This window comes from Huijunlia imazamoxiresistens (assembly GCF_037132455.1).
Taxonomy (GTDB): Bacteria; Bacteroidota; Bacteroidia; order Chitinophagales; family Chitinophagaceae; genus Flavisolibacter; species Flavisolibacter imazamoxiresistens.
In genome coordinates, this window is record NZ_JBBBEI010000011.1 from 78,972 (window position 1) to 102,145 (window position 23,174).

The following is a 23,174-nucleotide window of genomic DNA, read 5'->3' on the forward strand; positions in this document are numbered from 1 at the left end:
AAGTCCTTCCGCCAGCAGGGCTGGCCGTTCCACCCGCTATGAGGCAGGAGGCGTTAGTTGATGAATCCGGATATTATTTGCTGATGATATAGGCAGAATCCTTTTTCTTGACCGTCAGGTGGTGCATGGCGGCGATATCACTTAATATAATTTCCAAAGAATCCGAACGCTCGTATTTGCCTGTGAAGTAAATGTCCCGGACGTCTTTGGGCCGGTACACGATCTTCACGTTGAACAGCATTTCCAGCTGGTCAAAGGTTTTGCCCAGCGACTGGTTGGTAAACATATACCACGAGCCTTTGTTGTTTTCCGGCACCGAAGGATCGTCGAAGGACAGGCTTTCCGCGGCGGCTCCCGGCTTGGCGGCGTCCCGGGCAAAGCCGTGCACCCGGGCGGTGGTGGTTTTCGTGTCGTACTCCAGCTCCTGGCCGGGGGCCAGGAAATAGTCCTGCCGCAGCTGCCGCCTGGCGTCCGGCACCGACCGCACCACTACCCTACCCTCAAACAGGCGTACGCTGATGCGGGGCGCCTTTTTAAAAGCGGTCACGGTGAATTCCGTTCCCAGGGCGGTAGTCGACAGGTCGCCGCTGTAGACCGTAAACGGCCGGGCTGCATTTTTGGCTACCCGGAAGCGGGCTTCCCCTTCCAGGGTGATGTCGCGCCGGCCCGGGGCAAAGGGTTCGGAAAAATCCACCCCGCTGGCGGGGGCCAGGATGATCACCGAGCCGTCCTGCAAGCGGATTTGTTTTTCCGTGCCCGTGGCATTCCATTCGTGCCGCACGTTTGCCAGCGGCGCCTCTTTCGTCACGGTATCTTCTTTGGCTACCGGTCCTCCGGCCGGCTGTTCGGGATACAGCAGGCGGTAGCCCAGTCCCAGCACCAGCAGCACGGAGGCCGCCACCGAAACGGACACCACGATTTTATACAGCCGGCTGCGGCCCCCTCGGGGCGCTTCATCGGCATAGGCGTACCCGGATTCGGTCATCGGCACCACTTTGGAGCCCGAAATGGTTTGCTCAAACCGGCTCCACTCCTCTTCCACGTTGATCCGGTTGACCGTCTCCCGCACTTTGGCCAGGCGCCAGGCTTTTTCCAGCTCTCCGAAGTACTGCAGGTTTTGCTCGTCGGCCTCCAGCCAGGCTGTTACCAACCCTTCTTCCACCGCATCGGCTTCCCCTGACAAATACTTTGTCAGTAACTCATCATATTCTTGTCTGTTTTCCATGCGCTGTATGGTAATTACGAGTAAGGGAAAGGTTACCCCTACACGGGAATGAAAAAATTTTTACTTTTTTAGAAAAAGGCAAAAAGCCAGGACCAGCAGGAAGGTCAGGAGGTAGCCGGACAGGGCGGTGCGGAGCTTTGCCAGGGCCCGGCTCATCTGGGTTTCGACGGTCTTGACCGAGATGCCGAGCTGTTGGGCGATCTGGGCGTATTTCAGTTCTTCGTAGCGGCTGAGGATAAAAATGCGGCGCATTTGTTCGGGCAGGGCAGCAATGGCGGCCTCAACGGCGGCTTCCAGTCCCTGCAGGCCGGCCGCGTCAAAGCTGTCCGCCGTCACGGCGTCGCCCATTTGCTGCACGTAGCGCTCATGTTTTTGTTTTACTTTCTGGTGTTTGAGCAGGTCCAGGCTGCTGTTGGTTACTACCCGGTAGAGGAAGGCTTTTACGGGTTGGCTGTCGGGCTGCTCCTGGCGGGCGCCCCATACTTTGATAAAGCCGGTATGGACGATCTCCTTGGCATCGTCGAGGTCGAAGCCGAATTTATACTGGCACCAGGCGCAGACGGCCGTGAATTCCTGTTTAAAAAACCGTTCGAAGGGGGCATCACCGGTCCGGATATCGCGAAAGCAAACTTCATCCCCATTATGGTCCCTTATGTATCCGGAATTCATATGCCTATATCCTTAAAATGGAGGATGAAAGTACATAGGAACCAGCATTCAGCCAAAGGACCCAAAAGCAAGGGGGATACCGGATGCCGGATTTCGTCCTGCCTGAGGCAAGACGAAATCCGGCATCCGGTATTACTTAGCCCATTTTTTCTGCCAAGCGGCATAGCGGTCCAGCACCTGCTGGGGGGCATAGGAGTACCAGGCGTAGCCGTCGCGGCGCTCCCGGTCCACCTCGGCCAGGGAATACACCACCTTGCTGTCGCGGTTGCAGAAGAGGGGACGATGGGTCTTCAGCTCATAGTAGCGGGTCCAGATGGGCGGGGCCGTCGAATCCACCACCACTACCCGGTCCGCTACGGACCGCCGGAAGGGCGTTTGCAGGGGCGGGGCGCTGATGGTTTTCACCTTGGTGTTGTAGATCTTCGAGGCTTCAAACCAGGTCACGGCGCTTTGCACGGCCTTAATAATGTCTTTACCGGGCTTGTCAATGCTCATCAGGAACAAGACGATGCCGGAGCTTTCGGCATTGCAGATGCCGGGCGGTTCAAAGGCGCGGGCCCAGGCCGGCGCCAGCGACTTTTCGTCGTGCTGCTGGCACCAGGCGGTCAGCGTCTCCCCTTCCCGGATCTGGGACTTCAGCACGCAATCCAGGCCGGAGCGGTAGGCGGCTACCAGCTGCTGGCGGCGCCGGCCCTCCACGAAAGCATACTTCGGATCACCGTCATGAATGGCCCGCAACAATTTGAGGATGCCCAGCATGCCGCCGTCGTTGTAGGTGATGCGACGGCTGTAGTTGTTTTCCAGCGGGTAATACTGCGGCCAGCCGCCGTTTTTGTACTGGGCTTCCAGGATAAAGTCCAGGCCGCGGAGGGCAGCCTCTTTGTATTTATCCGCATGGGTGGCGGCATATACGTCGGCCAGGGCATCCACATGGGTGTAGGTGGTGCCGTTGTCGAAGGTGGTATGCAGCTGGTTTTTGGCCGCCTTCAGGCTGTCCTTCTGGTCTTCGGTCAGGATGGCGAAGACGTCGTAGTTCTTCGGCCAGCCGCCGTTGCTGCGCTGGTACAACAGGATGTTGTCGCCTACCGCGGCCAGGTCGGAAGGCTTGTAGCGGGGCTGACCGGGGCGGGGATTGATGATATTGCTTTTATCGGCTATGCCGTACCAGTGGCGGGAGTTGTCGCCAAAGGCCTCGGCATCGATGGTGGTCTGGGCATGCCCTGCAGCTTGCAGCAGGAGCAGACCGGCCAGGAAAGAAAGTTTGGAAACCGGCAGCCGAAGGCGGGGCCGGGAGGAAGCATCGTTAAAAATTTGCATAGGTTATTTTTCCCAGGAGGGTTCAGGATGAAAAAGCAGAAGCCTGGAAACGGGTCAAAATTAGCACGCCCTGCCCGAACTGATAGCGCCGGCTGCCGCCATTTGCCGTTCTTTTAACCATTTTTAACGGCGGCAGCCGGAGCCAGGGGGCGGTTATTGAAGCGCCAGGATCTTGTCGGTGCATGGGGCGGCTGCTTTATTGGGGAAGGGCGGATATTTAATGGTCAGGTAGTCCGAAGCAGTGCCGGCGCCCGTGCTGGCGCCGGTGACAAATACGTTGCCGTTGCCATCCACGGCCAGGGCCACGGCCGCATCGCCTTCATTGGCGGTGCCGTTGAAGCGCTCCACCCATAGCTGGTTGCCGTTCCGGTCGTATTTGACGGTGGCATAGTCGTTCTCCGAGCCCGTATTGTAGCTATAGCCCGTCACATACACATTGCCGCTGCCGTCCAGGGCCAGGGCCTGGGCATCATTCCGGTGGACGCCCGGTTCCCGGCTGTACTGCTTTGCCCACTGCTGCACCCCGGAAGCGTTGTATTTTACGGTGGAATAGGCACTGGTAAAATCCGCTTCATTCTGGCTGAAGCCCGTCACATACACATTGCCCTCCCGGTCCACTGCCAGGGCGTTGGCGTAGTCATAATCATCCGCATGGTAAGCAACCAGCCACTGGCGCCCCCCCCTGTTGGAGTATTTAATGGTGGTATAGTTGCCGGCATCCTCAAAACCGCTGCTTCCCGTTACATACACATTGCCGGCCTCGTCCAGCACCAGGGCGTTGCCGATGTCGAAGCCGTCATCGTCGTACTGGTCGATCCATTGCTGCACGCCGGCCGTATTGTACTTGATGGTCGTCAGGTCGTACGGGTCCGAACCGTCGCTGTCCACCTTGGCGCCTCCGGTGACATATACGTTTCCGCTGGCATCCACGGCCAGGGCATTGGCGCGGTCATAGCCGTTCAGGGGGCCGTTGTAGCGCTTTACCCACAGTTGTTTCCCGTTTTTATCGTACTTGATGGTGGCAAAATCCAGCTTGGTCGTGCTGCCGGTGCTCCGGCCGGTTACATACACGTTGCCCGAGCCGTCCACTGCCAGGGCCGCCGGTTCGTCCTGGTCGTTTGCCGGTCCGTTGTAGCGGGCCGCCCACAACTGTTTGCCGGCCCCGTCGTACTTGATGGTGACATAGTCGGTGCCGGTACCCTTACCCTCGCTGCTACCGGTGACATATACGTTTCCCGCGCCGTCCACCACGATGGCCATGGCTTCGTCCCTGCCGCCGGCCGGGCCGTTGTAGCGCGCCAGCCATTTACGGCTGCCGTCGTCGTTGTGCCGGATGGTGACGAAGTCGCCGCCGCTGATGCCGGTGACGTGGACCTGGCCGGCCGTATTCAGGGCCAGGGCGGCTGCCCCATCTGCCGAAGTACCGCCGTTGCCGGCGTACCGTTTGATCCAATGGGGCGTTAGCTGGGCAGTTCCCCGGGCGGCCAGCAGGAGCAACAGGACCAGCAGCAGGGACCCCTCTGGGAAAAAGTAGAGCTTTTTCATATATGCAGTATTTAAAAAAGCGCCGTAAAAAAGGAAATCTAAAGAAGGGCTTGGGATGGTTGCAGGCTATTCAGCAGGAACGAAGGGGTAGCAAATCGTCCCGTTAAGGTATGCAGAAAATTTAAAATACGAAAAAACTTATGGGGCCATTTTGGATCATCCTCGCTACCAGCCAGTTGGTAAAAGGGGCAAGGGGAGGCGCCGGAAAACCACCCCGCCCCTGCCTGAATTTTCGTAATTTAAAGCTTTATTGACCGCTAAAACTTTTGCTATGCCCAAGTATGTAATTGAACGCGGAATCCCGAACGTAGGCGGTTCTTCCGCCTCGGACCTCAAGAGCGTTGCTCAAAAATCCTGTGACGTACTGCGGAATTTAGGGCCGGAGATCCAATGGATCGAAAGCTATGTTACAGGCGACAAAATTTATTGCGTCTATATCGCCCCCAATGAGGAATTGGTGCGGGAACATGCCCGTCAGGGCGGCTTCCCGGCGGACAGCGTCAGTGAAGTGAAAGCCATTATCGACCCCACCACTTCGGAATAAGCTATGAACCTGCCGCAACAATGATGAAGCTAAAAAGGGATTATCACAAAAATTGCTTTTGCGATAATCTCTTTTATTTTTCCAAAAATCTTAAAATTCGCTTTTTGTTTGAAATACTTTTTGAGTAATGGATTCGAGAAAAGCTGATTTAGCTTGATCCTGAACATAGAAAACTATATAATATCAAAACCATACCCCTAATCTAATTTAATGATTTTGACATCTCTAATAGAGCGATACGTGTTGCTCTATTTAGAATAAATCATTCTAAGGTTGAATAAATCAGCGCCTTATTAGCAGGCTAAAAAAAAGCCGCCTAATAAGGCGGCCAAAGAGGTGAGCTCAGGAATTGAACCCGAGGCAGACTTAAAGATATATTGAAACTTACATCTCGTTAAAGTAACCGTTGGTACTCACCGTTCAATCCAACGCCCCCTATAACATCAAAAATAAATGACATATGAGTTAAAGAAATACCTATAATCAAGTGAAGAATTACAGCTTTTATCAGATCCATAAAATTTGTTTTTTTATAGTGAAGAATAAAATGGCTGATTATCACAATGATAACCTCATTAAGATGCAAGATTTCAAAGAGCGCTTTAAGTCCTTCCCTAAGAAGTTAATCATGCAAGTAAAACTCCTCACATGAAACTAAAGAAGAAAAATGTGGAGAATACCGGAGTCGAACCGGTGACCTTCCCGCCTGCAGCGGGACGCTCCAGCCAGCTAAAGCTAATTCCCAAAGGCACTAAGGCCAAGGCATAAAACGAAAAAGGCCCACCGAAGTGAGCCTTTAAAGCGTGGAGAATACCGGAGTCGAACCGGTGACCTCTTGCATGCCATGCAAGCGCTCTAGCCAGCTGAGCTAATTCCCCAAAAGGTATAAGAACGTTGATCTTGAAGTTGAAATAAAAAAGCGCCTGGAGGATTAAAGCCAGGCGCTTTCTTTTGTGGAGAATACCGGAGTCGAACCGGTGACCTCTTGCATGCCATGCAAGCGCTCTAGCCAGCTGAGCTAATTCCCCATAATAATTCAAGAACTTTTGTTTTTCGCAACCGATTTACCCGTTTTACTGAGCCATTTTCCGATTGAGGATGCAAAAATAAGGGTCCAGCTGATATAAACAATAGCTGGCCCAAAAATTTCTATAAAACCTGAAAAAAATTTTATGCAGAAAGGAAATGAGCCGAAAGAAGTACGCCCGCCCCAAGAGCAGGCCAAGCCGGGCATAGAAGAGAAAATGACGCCGAAACCCCAGTCCGAACGCCCCCAACCCGCCCTGAAGCTGGAAGGCAAGACCGCCCTGATCACCGGCGGCGACAGCGGCATTGGCAAAGCCGTCGCGATCCTGTTCGCCAAGGAAGGCGCCAACGTAGCCATCGTGTACCTGAACGAACACGAGGACGCCAACGAAGTCAAAAAATCCGTGGAAGAAGAAGGACGTCAGTGCCTGCTGCTGCCCGGCAATATCCGTGAAGACCAATTCTGTAAAAAAGCGGTGGAGGCAACCGTGTCCGCTTTTGGCGGCATCGACATCCTGGTCAATAACGCCGCCACCCAAACCGAACAAAAATCCGTGGAAGACATCAGCACCGAACAGCTGTACGAAACCTTCGAAACCAACATCTTCCCCTACTTCTACTTCTGCCGCTATGCGCTGCCCCACATGAAAAAGGGCTCCTCCATCATCAACACCACCTCGGTAACCGCCTACCGCGGCAGCCCCTCCCTGATGGACTACGCCGCCACCAAGGGCGCCATCGTCACCTTTACCCGCAGCCTGAGCGCCAACCTGGCCGAAAAAGGCATCCGCGTCAATGGCGTTGCCCCCGGCCCGGTGTGGACCCCGCTGATCGTTTCCAGCTTTGAAGGGGAAAAAGTTGCCTCATTCGGTACCGACGTACCGCTGAAGCGGGCGGGCGAACCGGCAGAAATCGCCACCTCCTACCTGTTCCTCGCCAGCGAAGACGCTTCCTATATCAGCGGACAGGTGTTGCATCCCAATGGAGGGGAAATCGTAAACGGATAATCCCGATTGGGGCACCGCGTTATCGCCTTTCCGGCACGATTTCTGAATCATATTTTACAGATTCTCTCAAGGGGTGGTTTGAAAACCTGAGATTATACCCGCATTACCTGATCTGGATAATGCCAGCGAAGGGAAGAGAGAAAAAGAGGTTCTGGTCACTGACTAGCACCTCTTTTCATTTATAGCCTTTTCAATTCTTCACGCCCGCTCCATAGCCGCCTTTCTACTTTTGCAGGTCCCGGATATGGAATATGTTCTTCCGGGCTGTAATGAACAGGTCGTTACCATCCTTCCCGCCCCAGCAAAGATTAGCCGGTTCCGAAGGCAGGGAAAGCACGCCCAGCCGCTCCCCTTCCCGGTTGACGACCAGCACCCCTTCCTTATTGCTGATATAGAGATTGCCGTGGCGGTCGCATTTTAGGCCGTCGCCCGTTTCCCGGCACACTACCCGCCGCAGGCGCAGGGTGGCGGCATCGAATTCCAGCACCCCCGCCTCAAAGGCCTTGCTGGTGCCGGCATACAGGAATTGCTGATCCGGCGACAGGCACACGCCGTTGGGAAACTGCAGCTGGTCCCAGAAACGGGTCAGCACCCCCTCCTGCCAGCAATACAGTCCGGCCTTCTGCTGGTATTTTTCCGGGTTGGCCTGCTGGTCCTTCAGCCCGTAGGGCGGATCGCTGAAGAAGATCCGCCCCTTCGCATCGGCAATAATATCGTTGGGACTGTTCAGCAACCGGCCTTCATATTCCGTGATCAACGGCTCGACGGCGCCGCCTGCATACTTTGCCACCCTGTGGTTGCCGTGCTGGCAGATCAGCAGGTGCTGCTGCGGGTCCAACGCCAGCCCGTTTGATCCCATCATCCAGGAAATCTCGGCATCTTCCGGCCGGGCACAACCGCTTTTTTCCAGGTAAACCGACTTGGGCTGCCCCGGGACTATTTTATAGATGACATTGGAAGGAATATCGCTGAACAGGTAATAACCCTCCGGGCTCCAGACCGGCCCCTCGGCAAACTGGCAGCTACCGTCCAGCACCTGCAGTTCGAAATCCGTACGCAAGGCCTCCTTTAATGCTTCTTTATACAACCTTACCATGAGCTTATTATTGTGATGATATTCCGGGTAACACGGAAGAAGTAAATAGCCAGGGGAAGCAAAGGCCCCGCCCAATTCCCAATGAACCAATGAACCAATACCCCCTCTTCTCAATACACCAGCGAACCAATCTTCTTCAACACCCGGTCCAGGTTGATGCCCCTGCCCAGGACGGGCCGGAACAGGTCGCCTTCGGTGCGCAGGCGGCCGGGAAGGTTGCGGATGGTGAACTTTTCGGGAGTAAGACTCCTTTTCAGCTCGCTCCAGTCGAGCGGGGTGGATACCGGGGCTCCCGGCCGCGGCCGCAGGGAATAAGGGGCTGCGGCGGTCTGCGTCTCGCTGTTTTGCAGGAAATCCAGGTAGATCCGGCCCTTCCGTTTGGCAGGGCTGCGCTCCAGGCTGGTGAGGTCGGGCATTTCCTTGTGTACCAGGCCCACCAGCAGTTCGGCCAGGTGCCGCGACTGCTCGTAAGCGTATTTTGCGCCCAGGGGAATGTAAATGTGCATGCCGGTAGCCCCCGAGGTCTTGCAATAAGCCGGCACTTTCAGGTCGTCCAGCAACTCTTTGAGCAAGAGGGCCGTTTCCATCACCTGCTTGAAGGTGTTGCCCTTATCGGGATCGAGGTCGATGAGGCAGTAGTCGGGCTTATCGGGATGCTGTACGCGGCTGTGCCAGGGATGCAGCTCAATGCAGCCCAGGTTGGCCATATACAACAGGGTTGCTTCGTTGGTGCATACCAGGTAGTGAACGGTTTCGCCGGTGGACTCGCTAAAATCAGCATGCGTCTTCATCCAGTCCGGCACCTTGCCCGCCACGTCCTTTTGAAAAAAATGCTGCCCGCTGATGCCGTTGGGATAGCGGTGCAGCGACTGCGGCCGGTTTTTCAGGTAAGGCAGCAGGAAGGGCGCCACTTCGGAATAGTACCGCAGCATCTGGCCCTTGGTGATGCCTTCGTTTTTCCAGTAAAGCTTGTCCAGGCTGGTAATGGTCAGTTCGTGGCGGTTGACCACCAATAGCTGGTCCCTGCCTTCAGCCGGGTCAAAATTTTTGTTGTGCACCACCACCCCTTTTTTGGGAGCCGTGGTTTTGGCCCGGGAAGCCTTCGGGGCAGCTTTGGCAGCGGCGGCCTTTTTGATCTTCCGCTTCGGCAGGGCTTCTTTTTCCTCCGGGTGGCGAAGTGTTTTTCCATGTTCCCGGGCTACTTCTTCCAGGGTCCTGCCGGATTTTACCGACCGGTCCTTCAGGGTAATGTCCTCGCTGCTGGAAAACTCGTCGGCGCTTTTGATCAGCAACCAGGAGCGCTCCACTCCCTTTTTCAGACGGATGAGGGTAAAGGAGCCCCCTACTTTCTGCCCCTGCAGGGTAAATTTCACCGTTCCTGAAAAAAACTGGCGCATCAGCATTTTCTCCTGCTCCTGCCGGCTCAACTCTTCGCCGCCGACCGGCACGTACACGCCTTCATCCCACACGATTACGGTACCCGCGCCATAGCTGCCTTCGGGAATCACCCCTTCGAAATCGCGGTAGTCAAAGGGGTGGTCTTCCACCTCCATTGCCAAGCGTTTATCGGAAGGGTTCAGCGAAGGGCCTTTGGGTACCGCCCAGCTTTTCAATAAGCCCATCATTTCCAGCCGGAAGTCGTAATGCAATTGCGAGGCATCGTGCTTCTGGATCACAAAACGCAACGGGCCGGTCGAGGAGCGCTGCTCCCCTTTCGGTTCGGGGGTCTTGGAAAAATTTCTTTTTTCCTGGTACAAGTTTAAACTCACGGTACTGTTTTCTGAAGAGGATACTACAAAAATTAATGCCATAAGAGCGGGTGCCGGGCATGCCCTCTTTTTTGGCATGGCTTTCTAACAGGTTAGGCGTTAACCTTTTTCCAAACCTAATTCTTGAACTATGACGACCAGGAACAGGAATAACCCATCCGGCCCCGAACCGGGCCGCGAGACCAGAAAGGACGAAGAGCTGACCGGTACGCCTTACCAGGCCAACACGCCCGCCAGCGGGGGCTTTAACGAAACCCAGCGGACCGGCTACGGTACCGGTATCGGCTCCTCACCCACACACCTGTCGCCGGCCTCTACCAGCAGAAGAGAGGAAGGCGATGAAGATTACGACGACGAAGATGCCGGAAAGGATTATGACGACTACAACCGGGAATACGAACGGGAAAACGAAGACATCTGACCGGACGACAGACCGTAAAAAAATCCCCGGTCTTGCCAGCGGCGAGACCGGGGATTTTTATGCATATGCTGCCGCATAAAGGGTAAAACCAGGGGGCTTCCAGGCGTTCAGGACGCCAGGTCGTACACAAAAGTGCCGGCCCGGTAGGCTCCTCCCGAATTGCGGAACCAGGTGCTTACCGTATTTACCGCCGACTGCCACCACGAGTGGCGGGCATGCAATTGCAATTCATGGCATTCCGCCTGCAGCATTTTTACTTTTACCAGCACCGCCTCCGTAGCCTCCGTAAAGGGGACACCTTCCTGGTTCTGCAGCATACCGGCCAACTGGTTCATCTCCTCCGGGTCCGATACCACCCAGGCCCTGCCGGTCACCTGCATAAAATAGTTGGTGCCCTTGCGGTAATAATCCAGCCGCACCGGGAAGCCCGCCTCGAATTCCGTGACCTCCTGCCGGGGCCTGCGGGCCAGGAACCATACATAGCCGTACTCGTCCACCTTGAGCGTGGAAACAAGCGAGGTAGGAAATTTCAGCACCGCATCACTCAGGTTAAAAAAGATGGCGCTTCGGATATCCTGTATTTTTTCCTGCAGGAAACTGAGCTGTTGTTGTAACGGCATACACGAACGTTTTATCAGTAACTCATTGATACTCATCTTCCAAATAAAATACCACAAAAAAACAAGGGAGCCGGTGCCGGTTGAGCCTCAGCCCGGTGTGCAAGTTTGTCCACATCCCCGCCCCCTAACCGGAAGCAGGCGCCCCCAACACGCTCTTCTATAACTGGTCGTAAACTGGCACCATTTTGTAACATGGATTAGTCAAAAATTTCAAAAACATCTTTATGGCAAAGACGACGAAAACCGCCACCGCTTCCCGGTCTGCCGCCACCGGGCGCAAGGCAGCCCAAGCCCCCAGCCGCAGCACTGCTGCCGCCGGAAAAACGGCCACCGCCAAAGCGGCTACCGAGGAAACAAAGCTGAGAGAATTGTTCGTGGATGAACTGAAAGACATTTACTGGGCTGAAAAGCACCTGGCCAAGGCCCTGCCGAAACTGGCCAAAGCCGCCACCTCGCAGGAACTGGCGGATGCCTTCAGGCTCCACCTCGAAGAAACGGAAAACCAGGTGCAGCGGCTGGAAGAAGTTTTCGGCCTGCTGGAAATGGCGGCCCGCGCCAAAAAGTGCGAAGCCATGGAAGGCCTGGTACGGGAAGCCGTGAGCTGCATCGAAGATACCGACCAGGGCACCGCCACCCGCGATGCCGCCCTGATCATTGCTGCTCAGAAAGCGGAACACTACGAAATCGCCTCCTACGGCAGCCTGGTACAACTGGCTAAAACCATGGGCATGGAAGCCATCGCCCGCCTGTTGCAGGAAACCCTGGACGAGGAAAAGAAAACCGATACCATCCTGACCGAACTGGCCGTCAGCAGCATCAACATCAATGCAGACAACGAGCCGGAAGAGGAATAGGCAATAAGCAATTGGCAAAGGAAATACTGCCGGAATAATCCCATTTACGGAAAAAGCCGGGCCGATTGGCCCGGCTTTTTCTTTGATTATAGCTAATACCCTGACTATGCGTACCGAGATCGATGACAATGTAACCCTGGCCGGAAGTAAAAAGCACGGCCTTTCTTCCCGGTTCCAGAAAATCGCTTCCGTAATCACCCGGCTGACCGGGTCGGCCACCGCCTTCATTTTTGCCGCCTCCGTCATCCTGCTGTGGGCCATTACCGGCCCCCTGTTCCACTTTTCCGATACCTGGCAACTGGTGATCAATACCGGCACCACCATCGTCACGTTCCTGATGGTGTTTATCATCCAGCAATCCCAGAATAAAGACTCCCTGGCCATGCAGCTGAAACTGAACGAGCTGATCGCTGCAGATAAAAAGGCCTCCAACCGCCTGATCGAAGTGGAAGACCTCAGCCAGGAGGAACTGGAAGTACTGAAAAAATTCTATATCCGGCTGTCGGAGCTGGCCAAAAAGGAAAATACCCTGCACCGTTCGCACTCCATTGATGAAGCCGGCGACCGCCATGCCGAAAAAGTGCAGGTGCTGAACCAACGCAGGCAAAAGCCCGAACCGGATCCTAAATAAACGCAGCTATGGAAGGGGTGCAGCTCTCGCATAAAGAATTTCTAAAGCTTGACCGCGACTATTTCAAAGCGGCCAAAGCCGCCGACCTTTTGTACGTATCCGACAAGGACCCCGGCATCCAGCGGGTAAAAAAAGGAAAGGGCTTCGTCTATACCTTCGACAGCAAGCCCCTGCCCCGCAACGACAAGGCACGGGAACGCATCCGCCGCCTGGCCATCCCGCCCGCCTGGACCAGCGTATGGATCTGCCCCAGCGAACACGGGCATATCCAGGCTACCGGCTTCGACGCCCGCCACCGCAAACAATACCGCTACCACCCGCTCTGGAGCACCATACGCAACGAAACCAAGTTCCATCGCCTCTACGAGTTCGGCAAGCTCCTCCCCTCCCTCCGCCTCAAACTGGAAGACGACCTGGCATGTAAGGACCTCTGCGAGGAAAAGGTGCTGGCAACCGTCATCAGCCTGATGGAGCGTACCTACATCCGCATTGGCAACGACGATTACGCAAAAGCCAACGGCTCCTACGGCCTCACCACCCTCAAAGACAAACATGTAAAGGTGGAGGGCCCTAAAATGATCTTCTCCTTCAAGGGCAAAAAGGGCATTTACCACAACATTACGGTCCACAACCACCGCCTGGCCCGCACGCTCAAAGCCTGCCGCGACCTCCCGGGCAAAGAGCTGTTTCAATATTTCGACGCCGAAGGCAACCGCAAATCCATCGACTCGGGCCGGGTGAACCGGTACATCAAGGACGCAGCGGGCGGCGAGTTCACCGCCAAGGATTTCCGCACCTGGGCCGGCACGCTGAACCTGTTGCGGGCCTTCCGCACGCTGGGAAAAGCCTGCACCCAGGAAGACTGCAAAAAAAACGTGATCACCGCTCTGGACGAGGTCAGCAAAAAACTGGGCAATACCCGGACGGTCTGCAAAAAATATTATGTCCATCCCGGCATCATCCGGCTGTACGAAGAACAACAGCTCGACCGTTACTTCGAAGAGCTCGATATCATCGAGCAGCCCGACGACCTCACGGGCCTTACCAGCGAAGAGAAGGTGCTGATGAAAATCCTCCACGAGCTGATCTGAATACTATCTTTTAATCATGGTGGACCGCGAAGAGGAAGCCCGCAGGGCTTCACTGTGAATAGCCCCGGGTGCAACCCGGGGTCAGCAGTAGTTCGTCACCACAACCCCGGATGGGGTTGAATGTGTCCTGTTCGATTTACAATAGTTTTCAACCCGGTAGAATTCTCGGGGAAGCCTTTCTGATCCCGAACGCTCCATTTGTTGTGGGTTCCACAATCAACCCCATCCGGGGTTGTCGTGACCAACCACGGCCATTCCCCGGGTTGCACCCGGGGCTATTCACAGTGAAGCCCTGCGGGCTTCCTCTTCTTCCCCGTCTATCCTGGTTAAAATAGTATTATTCAGGTAATGGGCAATACGCATAAAAAAAGCAACCAGAAGCTCAGGATGGCAGGTTACACACCTTTTCTCCTTTGCTGGTTGCTCCTTACTGATTGCCTATTGCTCTTTGCTTACAATCGATTACGCATTGCCCATTGCTGGTTGCTCATTGCCTATTTCTTTGCGGCTGCCCGGCTTTTGGTAGCAGTCCGGGAGGCAGTCTTCGTTGCCGTCTTCTTGGCGGCAGGCCGGGAGGTCTTTGCCTTGGAAGCCGTTTTTGTACCCGTCTTCCGGCTGGTGGCGGCGCTGCTGCGGCTGGAGGAAGTGGACGAAGACTTTTTAGCGGCCGTTCCTTTACCGGCGGCGCTACGGGTTTTGCTGGAAGCACTGCTGCGGGTCTTGCTCGCGGCACTACCGGATTTGCTGGCCGTACTGCGGGATTTGCCGGCGGTACTACCGGATTTGCTGGCAGCGCTACGGGTCTTGCTGGCGGCGCTACTGGTTTTGCTGGCAGCACTCCGGGTGCGGCTGGCGGCACTTTTGGTGCTGCTGGCTGCGCTCTTTGTTCTGCTGGCGGCGCTTTTCGTAGCCGTTTTTTTCGGAGCGGCGCTCTTCTTCGAAGCCGTAGCGGTGGCTGTTTTGGAGCCGGCAGCTTTTTTCGGCACCTTGGCCCCTTCTTTCCGGGCTTCCGACAGTCCAATGGCCACGGCCTGCTTGCGGGAAGTTACCTTTTTACCGCTGCGCCCGCTTTTTAAATCACCGGTTTTCATTTCGTGCATGGCCCGTTCCACCTTTTCACCAGCACGTTGAGAATACTTAGCCATCTGTTTGAATTTTAGGTTAGTAAATAGTGATCCTTTATAGTTCTCAAAATATCGTACCGCTTCTGCCCCAGGCACGCCCCATCCCGTATTCTTCTCCCCGCCGGCAAAGGCCCGGCAGCAGCGGACGTCCCAAATAGGTACGATTTTTTAACTGGCAAAGGCCATAAAAACGATCATCATGGAAAAGAATGAAAAAGTAATAGGCGTACTGAATGACCTGATCCGTATCAACAACGACCGCATGGTGGGATACGAAAAGGCAATAGACGAATTAAAAGGAGCAGAAGATGCCGACCTGGTTACTTTATTCCACCGGTATACCACGGAAAGCAGGCAATATGCAACGGAACTGACCCATGAAGTTACCCGTCTGGGCGGCAACCCGGCCGACGGCACCACCAATTCGGGTAAAATATACAGGGTATGGATGGACCTGAAGGCGGCCGTTTCCGGCAAGGACCGCAAAGCCATTCTGGAAAACTGCGAATTCGGCGAGGACGCCGCCCAGAAAGCGTATGATACGGCCCTGAATGCCGATGTGGACCTGGAAGCCCCGCTGCGCGAACTGATCATCCGCCAGAAAACCGCGCTGCGCGTGGGCCACGACGAAGTGAAGCGCCTGCGCGACCTGAGCCGGGCTACCAGTTAAGCCTGAAGATCAAGGGCATTTTTGATTCATTTTGAGGCTGGTTGCAATAACCAGCCTTTCTTTTGGGGAATTAAGTACTCAGCATCAAAGGGTTCCCGTCTTATTTTTTTGGCAAACTATTTTATTCTATTTCAAGCACAAAACCTCGTACTATGATAGTCAACGAACACAACTCGCAGCCGTACATGAAGAGCCTTTCCACCTGTCTCAATAAAATGATCATGGATGGTTACGAAGAAGATTTCAAGATCACCGAAAGAGGCATGGAATCCCTGCAAAAAGGCAAAGTGTACAAACCCGAAGAGGTGCAGGTCGTGAACTTTTTCCGCTTCGAAGGCATGTCCGACCCCGACGATAACGCCATCCTGTACGTCATCAAAACCGGCGACGGCGCCAAAGGCACCCTGATCGACGCGTATGGCATTTATACCGACGCCCGCATCGCCCAGTTCATGCAGGAGGTGGAAAACATTCAAAAGAAAGTGGTGAAGAACTCCTGACCCCACCCCTTCCCATCAAGCCCGACGACAAGCCAAGAGACTTCCGCCCCCTTCTTCTGCCCTGATACGTTTTTCGAAAAGTGTTCCTCCCCGGAGGAACACTTTTCTTTTTCGGCCAGGCCCTACCGGTAACCAGCGGCCTCTTCTGCCCTTTGAAGGCGGCCCAGCGCCCTGGGCACCAAATTCCCCAAGGCCCGGCCCGCCTCCTTTTTCGGGCGGATGCTGGCACATGATTGTCTGCAATTGCAGCAGAATAACGGGTTATGAAGAAATTGAAAAAATTCTGGAAAGTACTGAAGAGCGCTGGATCTGGATTTGTCAACGACAACGCGTTCAAGCTGAGCGCCGCCCTGAGTTATTATACCGTCTTTGCCCTGGCCCCCATGCTGGTGATTATCATTTCGCTGACCGGCATCTTCCTGGGCAAGGAAGCCATGCAGGGCAACATCTACAAAGAGATCAAGGACGTGGTCGGCAGCGAGGCCGCCCTGCAGCTGCAGCAAATCATCGTCAACATCGAAGCCGCCCATTCCGGCACCACCGGCGCCATCGTGGGCGCGGTGCTCCTGTTTGTCGGCGCTACCGGCGTATTTACCGAAATGCAGGACTCCATCAACTTTATCTGGTCGGTTAAAGCAAAGCCCAAAAAAAGCTGGCTCCGCTTCATCATCAACCGCCTGCTGTCCTTTTCGCTGATCATCAGCATCGGCTTCGTGCTGCTGGTATCGCTGGTGATCAACGCCGTGCTGAACCTGCTGAGCGATCGCCTGCTCAAGCTGCTGCCGCATTATACCGTGTACCTGTTCCACGTCCTGAACATGGCCATTATCGTGGTGGCCATCACCATCCTGTTCACCATTATTTTCAAGGTACTGCCCGATGCCGTCATTGCCTGGAAAGATGCCGTTATCGGGGCCTTCTTCACGGCTTTGCTGTTCCTGCTGGGCAAGTTCCTCATCACCTATTATATCGGCAGCTCCAATATGGGCGCTACCTACGGGGCAGCCGCCTCCATCGTCATTATCCTCACCTGGGTGTATTATTCCGCCATTATCCTGTATTTCGGGGCCGAATTCACCAAAATGTACGCCCTGCATACCGGCGAAGGCATCCGGCCCAAACCCACAGCCGTCTTCATCATTAAACGGGAAGCGCGAGAGGTGCCGCTCTCCACCCTGCAATCCTGATTTTTAAAAAAAGGCCGCCGCCCCAACGGGCTTCCCGGGCTGAATTCCAGATAATTACGCATGTATTTTGCGGCAGATAACCAGGCCGCCTTCCTGTTTTGCGTCTATTCATGAGGTTTGAAATGGCATAAATTTTACTACTACATACACTGCAGACAGAAAGGCATTAATAAATAACAGCGTTATGAAATACACAAGACATCCGAATTTTTTCCTGGGCATTTTTTCGATTATCGTGGTACTTGTAGGCATTGGCCTGAACAGCAATGGCTATGAAATCGGTAATACTATACTCATAGCCAGCGTGATACTGGCAGGGATCCACTGGATCTGGAGCATTATTGACGTGATCGGAAGGCACGATATGCGGCCGTTCCAGAAACGCTTCTGGCTGATTGCCGTGGTGGCTGTGCCCGCGCTGGGCAGCCTGCTGTTTTACCTGATGCACCAGGAACGCAACAAAATCATTACCTAGGCCTTAACCCTTTAGCGCAATACGTATGGACACAACCGAAAAGAAGTTACACGAACAGGAAGCAATTGAGAAGTTCCAGGACCTGGTCAGCAAAGTAACGATTTGCATGTTTACCACCCTGGACGATTTTGGCAAGGTGATGAGCCGGCCGATGTGGACCGTAAATGTGGACGATGAAGGGAACGCCTGGTTCTTCACCAACGAGTTCTCCGAAAAGATCCAGGAGGTTTCCAAGGACAACCTGGTCAACCTCATTTACGCCCACCCCGCCAAAAACATTTACGTCAATGTCCGGGGCACCTGCACGGTCATTCTCGACAAAAGCCGGATGGAAAGCCTGTGGAAGCCCTCCATGAAGGAGTGGTTCCCCAACGGCCTGGAGGATCCCAAGATCTGCCTGGTGAAGGTGAACACCGAAGAGGCCTTTTACTGGAATACGCATTCCAGTAAAATGGCACTGTTCTTCCAGATGGTCAAATCCCTGGGCAAAGGCGGCAAATACAAGGAGGACGAAACCGGTAAGCTCGACCTCCACCAGCCTTAGGTTGCCGGGAAGGTAATGACAAAGGCCGTCCCCTGTCCTACGGTGGACGACACATCGATATGGGCCTTGTGGGATTGGAGGATATTCAACGTAGCCGCCAGTCCCAGCCCCATACCGTTTCGCTTGGAGGTAAAATACGGCTCAAACAGGCGCGACAGGTTTTCTTCCGGGATCCCGACGCCGTTGTCGCGAATGCTCACCTTGTGCGAGGTTCCCATTGTTTCAATGTTGATATCCAGCTCTCCTTTCCCATCGGTCATGGCTTCCACGGAATTGATGATGATGTTCAAAAAAGCGATTTTGAGCTTTTCCTTGTTGGCCATGATATAGCACAGCTCGTTGCAATAACGGATTTGCATGTTGATGCGCTGCAGGGTGATGCGGTCGAGGGCATCGATGATGCTTTCGTCCATGATCGCCTGCAGGGTCAGCCGCTCGAATACCAGTTCGGACGGACGGGCCGAATCGAGCAGTTCGGTGATGAGGTCGCCGATGCGCTTGCTGTTGCGCTGGATGATGTTCAGAAACAGGTCGGTTTCTTCCGATACGGGGTTATGCACCAGTTGTTCCACCGACATGTTGATGTTGTTCAGGGGATTGCGCACCTCGTGGGCCAGGGTACGCACCAGGCGGCCAGCAGCGCCCAGCTTCTCCACCATCAGGTTGGCCTTTTCGGCCTTGCGCAGGTTGGTGATATCGTGGATCAGTCCCTGGTAATAGATGTGCCCGGTAGAATCGAGCGGGGCCGTCAGCGAAAAGATGCAGGTTTTGCGTTCGCCGCTTTTGGTCAGGAACTCCAGTTCCAGGTCGTTCACGTCCCCTTCCACATACAGCATCCGCTCCAGCAGCGAGCGCTGCGAGTCGTCGGGGATGAACTGGTACACGCTGCGGGTCAGCAGCTCGTCCTTGCTGTAGCCGAGGAGGTCCGAGGTCGCCAGGTTCATGTCCCGGAAGCCGAGGTTCTTATCGGAGATGAACACGGCATCCTTCGACAGCTCGAAGATGCTGCGGTACTTCCGCTCGTTGGCCTTCAGCGCCTTGATGTAGGCGGTGCGCTCCAATGAGTAACGGATGCAGCGCTCCAGCTTGTCTACCGTCAGCTCGGTTTTGACCAGGTAGTCGGTGGCGCCCATCTGCATGGCTTCCTTGTCCACTTCTTTGTTGCCCTTGCCGGTCAGCAGCACGATGGGTTCTTCCATGCCGAACTTGGAGGCTTCTTTCAAAAAGTCCAGGCCGGTTTTGCCGCCCAGCCGGTAGTCTACGAAGTACATGTCGTAGGCATGCTTGCTCAGGTGCTGTACCGCATCGTTGAACTTGTAGCACCAGTCGATGGTGAGCTTATAGTCTTCGATCTGCTTGAGGTATTCCGAGGTAATAAAAAAGTCATCTTCGTCGTCATCAATGATAAGGATCCGAACTTCGGGCCTGTTGGGAGTGGACATAATCTATTTAGGTTTTCCGGAAAAAGTTAGCGAAAATTACGATATACAAATGTACGGTGCCGGGGGAAAAAGCAACAGGTGAGGCTGCCGGTCGGCCCGCTTTTACGGGGGTAAAAACGGGCCGGGCGACAGGCCCCACCTGTAGGGTGCACCGGGGATTACTGGTTGTTGAACTCCTGGTACTGCTTCATTTTGTTATAGAGCGTTTTGCGGTCGATATTCAACAGTTTGGCCGCCTTGCTTTTGTTGAAGTTTACTTTTTTAAGCGCCTTCAGGATCATTTCGTACTCGGCATCGATGCTGGCGCCTTTCAGGGTGGTTTCGGAATGGCTGCGGGGCAGTTCCTGTACGTCCTCGATGGGGCCGGCCATCACGTGCATGCTGCTGGCGGGGGCTTCGGGCTGGCGGTCGAACTGCAGCTTGCTGTAGTGCGAGATCTCGAAGGGCAGCGAGCTGGCCTCGATGGTATCGCCGTCGGTGAGCAGGGTGGCCCGCTTGATCACGTTTTTCAGTTCGCGCAGGTTGCCGTACCAGATATAGCTTCTAAAGCTGCTTTCCACTTCGGGGCTGAAGCGCCGTACGTTCTTGCCCAGCTCGAGGTTGGTCATTGCCAGGAAGTGGTTGGCAAAGAGCATCACGTCGTCGGGACGCTGGCGCAGCGGCGGCACGTCAATGCTGAACTCGTTGAAGCGGTGGTAGAGGTCCTCGCGGAACTTGCCCTTGCGGGCGGCGTCCCACAGCTTTTCGTTACTGGCCACGATGATGCGCACGTCCAGGTCGATGTCCTTGGTACCGCCCACGCGGCGCATTTTGCGCTCCTGCACCACGCGCAGCAGCGACACCTGGATGTCGTAGGAAAGGTTGGCCACCTCGTCGAGGAAGACGGTGCCGCCGTTGGCGATTTCGAAGGAGCCGATCTTCTGGTTGAGGGCGCCGGTAAACGAACCTTTCTCGTGACCGAACAGCTCGCTACCTGCCAGTTCCTTGGACATGGCGCCGCAGTCGATGGCCACGAAGGGTTTGCCCTTGCGCTTGCTGCGTTTGTGGATCTCCTGGGCGATGGCTTCCTTGCCGCTGCCGCTTTCGCCGTAGATGATCACGGTATAATTGGTGGGGCCCACCAGGTCGATCTGCTGCAGGATGTTGCGAAAAACGGCAGAGTCGCCAAAAATGTAGTCGCCCGAATAGATGACGGGCACCTTGGGTTCCTTTACGGCGGCCGGCTGTTGCTCTACCGGGGTATGCACGGCCTTCACCTGGGGCGCGTCCTGGGTGGCGGCGGTTTCCAGGGCCTTGCGGATGGTCACCAGTATTTCGTCGGGGAAGAGGGGCTTGGTAATATAGTCGTAAGCGCCCATTTTCATCACCTCCACGGCGATCTTGATATCGCTGTAGCCGGTAATGATGATCACGGGCAGGTGGGGGTATTTCTCCTTGATTTTTCCCAGCAGTACGTTTCCTTCCATATCCTCCAGGCGGAAATCGCACATAACGAGCGAAGGCTCGGTTTCTTCCAGTGTTTCCAGCGCCTTTTTGCCGTTATATGCTTCTAAGACTTCAAAACCATGGCGGGATAGGAAACGTTTCAGCAGTAAACACATGTCCCTATCATCGTCAATAATCAGGATTTTTTGCATGATAAAATTTGTTTGTGGTTCGTAACTATTTGGTTCGTAGATATAAAGTTAAGAAAACTAGGCCCACAGGCTTCGTACATGAGATACTGGAATTTGTAACTGTTCACGGTATTTTGCCACCGTTCTGCGGGCTACCGAAAAGCCTTTCTGCGAAAGAATAGCTACCAACTGCTGGTCCGTATACGGATTATGCTTGTCTTCGTTTTCAATAACCTCTTCTATCGCCGACTGAATAACCTTATTGCTGATCACCTGGCCCTTTTCATTGGCGATGCCTTCGGTGAACAGGTCCTTTAGCAGCAGCAGGCCAAAGGGGGTTTCGGCATATTTATTACAGGTGATCCTTGAAACGGTGGAAATGTCCACGCCCACCATTTCGGCGATGTTTTTCAGGATCATGGGCTTGAGCAAATTTATGTCGCCTGTTTGAAAATACTCGAACTGAAGTTGAACAATCGCCTTCATTATTTTCAACATCGTGGCTTCACGCTGCTGCACGGCGTGAATAAACCACTGGGCCGACTGCAGCTTGTTCTTCAGGTACTGCACGGCCGATTTATCGGTAGTGACCGCGTTGTTGTTGTCGGCCATCTGCTTCCAGTTGCTATTAATGCTCAGGCTTTCCGACCGGTTGCGGTACAGCTGCACTTCAATCTCATCGCCGTTACGGTTGATGAGGAAATCGGGCAGGATGGTTTGAATGCCCGTGATGTTGTCCTGCACCTCGCAAACCGGCTTCATCTTTAACGTAGAGATCAGCTGCAGCACAATTTTCAGTTCCTCGTCATCGATCTTCAGTTGTGCCTTGATCTTGTCCATGTTCCGGTTGTGCAGGTCGTTAAAATGGTTCTCCAAAAGCTTTACCGCCATTTTCACGTCCGGCCGCTTCCCGTTCAGCCGCCTGAGTTGAATCAGCAGGCATTCCCGGATGGTGCGGGCCCCTACCCCAACGGGTTCCAGGGTCTGGATGTGACTGAGCACTTTGTCGACCTGCTCCGCCTCGATCCAGGTGTTCATTTTAAAGGAGATGTACTCGGCAATGTTTTCCGATTCCTGCTCCATCAGGCCATAGTCATTAAAGGAATCAATCAGATACTCTGCCAACTCTATTTCCCGCGGGTCGGAACAGGTGAGTTTGAACTGTTCTTTTAACAGTTTGCGGTAATCCGACTGGCTGATGATGGGCCGTTCGGGTATGGTATCGTTGTTCAGGTAGTTCCCGTATTCCAGCTTGTAGTCCGGAAAATCTTCATAGGCGTATTCCTCCCAATCCTGGTAGTCCTGTACGGAATCCTTGTTGTACTTATCGATCACCGGCTCATACTCGTTCTTCTGGTCATCCAGCAGGGGATTGTCCTCCAGTTCCTGCTGAATGCGTTGCTCCAGTTCAAGAGTATTCAGGTGGAAGAAGTTCAGCAACTGGATCTGCTGGGGCAGAATCTTTAATCGCTGCTTTTGGGCTAACCGCTGATTGATCATGGTGAAGAGTTTGGCTTAGGAATCATTGATCAAGTGTAGCACCAAAAATTGCTGAGTTAAAAAAAAATTAAATTTATTGATACTCAGCAACTTAACCCGCCAGATCCGGCCGCAGGAAACCAACACATTAACTATTCACGTAACCTATCTATCCTATTGTGGAGCTTATTCCCCAAAAGACCCCTGCTTCCCAAACGCTTCTGGCTACTGGAAAGGTAAGGGAAAAACAAAAGCACAACCTAAGGAGTTGTGCTTTTTTATGGTTAAGGGCAAAAGTTATGGTAACGTATAGGAGCAACCG

The 23,174-nt window shown here is 54.3% G+C and carries 22 protein-coding genes, 3 tRNA genes and 1 riboswitch; of the genes, 11 read left to right on the forward strand and 14 right to left on the reverse strand.

What is annotated here, in order from left to right; all coding sequences use genetic code 11:
* Positions 1–73 precede the first annotated feature (73 nt).
* From V9K67_RS14610 to V9K67_RS14625, 4 genes are all read right to left on the reverse strand, one after another.
* The gene (locus V9K67_RS14610) at positions 74–1,225 is read right to left on the reverse strand and encodes a FecR family protein (RefSeq protein ID WP_336723652.1); all 1,152 of its coding nucleotides are present in this window, start codon (positions 1,223–1,225) and stop codon (positions 74–76) included.
* A 60-nt stretch (positions 1,226–1,285) separates the two neighbouring features.
* On the reverse strand, positions 1,286–1,894 hold the full coding sequence (locus V9K67_RS14615) for an RNA polymerase sigma-70 factor (protein WP_336723654.1): 609 nt from the start codon (positions 1,892–1,894) through the stop codon (positions 1,286–1,288).
* 132 nt (positions 1,895–2,026) lie between these two features.
* Positions 2,027–3,211, reverse strand: coding sequence for a pectate lyase (gene pelA / locus V9K67_RS14620; RefSeq protein ID WP_336723656.1), 1,185 nt, complete (start codon positions 3,209–3,211; stop codon positions 2,027–2,029).
* 153 nt (positions 3,212–3,364) lie between these two features.
* On the reverse strand, positions 3,365–4,756 hold the full coding sequence (locus tag V9K67_RS14625; protein ID WP_336723658.1) for an SBBP repeat-containing protein: 1,392 nt from the start codon (positions 4,754–4,756) through the stop codon (positions 3,365–3,367).
* 271 nt (positions 4,757–5,027) lie between these two features.
* On the opposite strand from V9K67_RS14625, the gene V9K67_RS14630 reads away from it, so the two are divergent.
* Positions 5,028–5,300 (forward strand): DUF4242 domain-containing protein, encoded by a 273-nt coding sequence (locus V9K67_RS14630; protein ID WP_336723660.1) that lies wholly within the window; start codon positions 5,028–5,030, stop codon positions 5,298–5,300.
* Positions 5,301–5,970: 670 nt separating this feature from the next.
* On the opposite strand, the gene V9K67_RS14635 is transcribed toward V9K67_RS14630, so the two are convergent.
* From V9K67_RS14635 to V9K67_RS14645, 3 genes are all read right to left on the reverse strand, one after another.
* Positions 5,971–6,044 (reverse strand) — tRNA-Cys (locus tag V9K67_RS14635).
* Between the two features lie 60 nt (positions 6,045–6,104).
* Positions 6,105–6,178, reverse strand: a tRNA-Ala gene (locus V9K67_RS14640).
* 76 nt (positions 6,179–6,254) lie between these two features.
* A tRNA-Ala gene (locus V9K67_RS14645) sits at positions 6,255–6,328 on the reverse strand.
* Between the two features lie 144 nt (positions 6,329–6,472).
* On the opposite strand from V9K67_RS14645, the gene V9K67_RS14650 reads away from it, so the two are divergent.
* The gene (locus V9K67_RS14650; RefSeq protein ID WP_336723662.1) at positions 6,473–7,333 is read left to right on the forward strand and encodes an SDR family oxidoreductase; all 861 of its coding nucleotides are present in this window, start codon (positions 6,473–6,475) and stop codon (positions 7,331–7,333) included.
* 59 nt (positions 7,334–7,392) lie between these two features.
* Positions 7,393–7,484: riboswitch (TPP riboswitch) on the forward strand.
* Positions 7,485–7,556: 72 nt separating this feature from the next.
* Here the strand turns inward: V9K67_RS14650 and V9K67_RS14655 are convergent.
* Together V9K67_RS14655 and ligD are read right to left on the reverse strand one after the other, a co-directional pair.
* Complete coding sequence (locus V9K67_RS14655; RefSeq protein WP_336723664.1) at positions 7,557–8,429, reverse strand: SMP-30/gluconolactonase/LRE family protein; 873 nt, start codon at positions 8,427–8,429, stop codon at positions 7,557–7,559.
* A 110-nt stretch (positions 8,430–8,539) separates the two neighbouring features.
* The gene (gene ligD, locus V9K67_RS14660; RefSeq protein ID WP_336723667.1) at positions 8,540–10,198 is read right to left on the reverse strand and encodes a non-homologous end-joining DNA ligase; all 1,659 of its coding nucleotides are present in this window, start codon (positions 10,196–10,198) and stop codon (positions 8,540–8,542) included.
* Between the two features lie 130 nt (positions 10,199–10,328).
* On the opposite strand from ligD, the gene V9K67_RS14665 reads away from it, so the two are divergent.
* The gene (locus V9K67_RS14665; protein WP_336723669.1) at positions 10,329–10,619 is read left to right on the forward strand and encodes a hypothetical protein; all 291 of its coding nucleotides are present in this window, start codon (positions 10,329–10,331) and stop codon (positions 10,617–10,619) included.
* A 107-nt stretch (positions 10,620–10,726) separates the two neighbouring features.
* Here V9K67_RS14665 and V9K67_RS14670 read toward each other — a convergent pair whose 3' ends face one another.
* A complete protein-coding gene (locus V9K67_RS14670; protein ID WP_336723670.1) occupies positions 10,727–11,239 on the reverse strand; it encodes a pyridoxamine 5'-phosphate oxidase family protein in 513 nt (170 codons plus the stop codon).
* Between the two features lie 224 nt (positions 11,240–11,463).
* Between V9K67_RS14670 and V9K67_RS14675 the strand changes: the two genes are divergently transcribed.
* From V9K67_RS14675 to V9K67_RS14685, 3 genes are all read left to right on the forward strand, one after another.
* Positions 11,464–12,093, forward strand: coding sequence for a ferritin-like domain-containing protein (locus tag V9K67_RS14675; protein WP_336723672.1), 630 nt, complete (start codon positions 11,464–11,466; stop codon positions 12,091–12,093).
* Between the two features lie 106 nt (positions 12,094–12,199).
* Positions 12,200–12,724 carry a low affinity iron permease family protein gene (locus V9K67_RS14680; RefSeq protein WP_336723674.1) on the forward strand — a complete coding sequence of 175 codons (525 nt, stop codon included), beginning with the start codon at positions 12,200–12,202 and terminating at the stop codon, positions 12,722–12,724.
* A gap of 8 nt (positions 12,725–12,732) precedes the next feature.
* Positions 12,733–13,815: a DNA topoisomerase IB gene (locus tag V9K67_RS14685; protein ID WP_336723677.1), complete on the forward strand. Its 1,083-nt coding sequence runs from the start codon at positions 12,733–12,735 to the stop codon at positions 13,813–13,815.
* A 494-nt stretch (positions 13,816–14,309) separates the two neighbouring features.
* Here the strand turns inward: V9K67_RS14685 and V9K67_RS14690 are convergent, their stop codons facing one another.
* Positions 14,310–14,960 (reverse strand): DUF6496 domain-containing protein, encoded by a 651-nt coding sequence (locus tag V9K67_RS14690; RefSeq protein WP_336723679.1) that lies wholly within the window; start codon positions 14,958–14,960, stop codon positions 14,310–14,312.
* A gap of 178 nt (positions 14,961–15,138) precedes the next feature.
* On the opposite strand from V9K67_RS14690, the gene V9K67_RS14695 reads away from it, so the two are divergent.
* The 5 genes from V9K67_RS14695 to V9K67_RS14715 all read left to right on the forward strand — a co-directional run bounded on the left by V9K67_RS14695 (position 15,139) and on the right by V9K67_RS14715 (position 18,315).
* Positions 15,139–15,609 carry a ferritin-like domain-containing protein gene (locus V9K67_RS14695; protein WP_336723681.1) on the forward strand — a complete coding sequence of 157 codons (471 nt, stop codon included), beginning with the start codon at positions 15,139–15,141 and terminating at the stop codon, positions 15,607–15,609.
* A 152-nt stretch (positions 15,610–15,761) separates the two neighbouring features.
* Positions 15,762–16,109: a hypothetical protein gene (locus V9K67_RS14700; protein ID WP_336723683.1), complete on the forward strand. Its 348-nt coding sequence runs from the start codon at positions 15,762–15,764 to the stop codon at positions 16,107–16,109.
* Between the two features lie 263 nt (positions 16,110–16,372).
* Positions 16,373–17,296, forward strand: coding sequence for a YihY/virulence factor BrkB family protein (locus V9K67_RS14705; RefSeq protein ID WP_336723685.1), 924 nt, complete (start codon positions 16,373–16,375; stop codon positions 17,294–17,296).
* A gap of 184 nt (positions 17,297–17,480) precedes the next feature.
* Complete coding sequence (locus tag V9K67_RS14710) at positions 17,481–17,771, forward strand: PLDc N-terminal domain-containing protein (protein WP_336723687.1); 291 nt, start codon at positions 17,481–17,483, stop codon at positions 17,769–17,771.
* Between the two features lie 25 nt (positions 17,772–17,796).
* Entirely contained in the window at positions 17,797–18,315 is a 519-nt protein-coding gene (locus tag V9K67_RS14715) for a pyridoxamine 5'-phosphate oxidase family protein (protein ID WP_336723689.1), read from the forward strand.
* On the opposite strand, the gene V9K67_RS14720 is transcribed toward V9K67_RS14715, so the two are convergent.
* From V9K67_RS14720 to rpoN, 3 genes are all read right to left on the reverse strand, one after another.
* A complete protein-coding gene (locus V9K67_RS14720) occupies positions 18,312–19,757 on the reverse strand; it encodes a hybrid sensor histidine kinase/response regulator (RefSeq protein WP_336723691.1) in 1,446 nt (481 codons plus the stop codon). The genes V9K67_RS14715 and V9K67_RS14720 overlap by 4 nt on opposite strands.
* A gap of 158 nt (positions 19,758–19,915) precedes the next feature.
* Positions 19,916–21,394: a sigma-54-dependent transcriptional regulator gene (locus V9K67_RS14725; RefSeq protein WP_336723693.1), complete on the reverse strand. Its 1,479-nt coding sequence runs from the start codon at positions 21,392–21,394 to the stop codon at positions 19,916–19,918.
* 57 nt (positions 21,395–21,451) lie between these two features.
* Positions 21,452–22,873 carry an RNA polymerase factor sigma-54 gene (gene rpoN / locus V9K67_RS14730; RefSeq protein WP_336723694.1) on the reverse strand — a complete coding sequence of 474 codons (1,422 nt, stop codon included), beginning with the start codon at positions 22,871–22,873 and terminating at the stop codon, positions 21,452–21,454.
* Positions 22,874–23,174 lie beyond the last annotated feature (301 nt).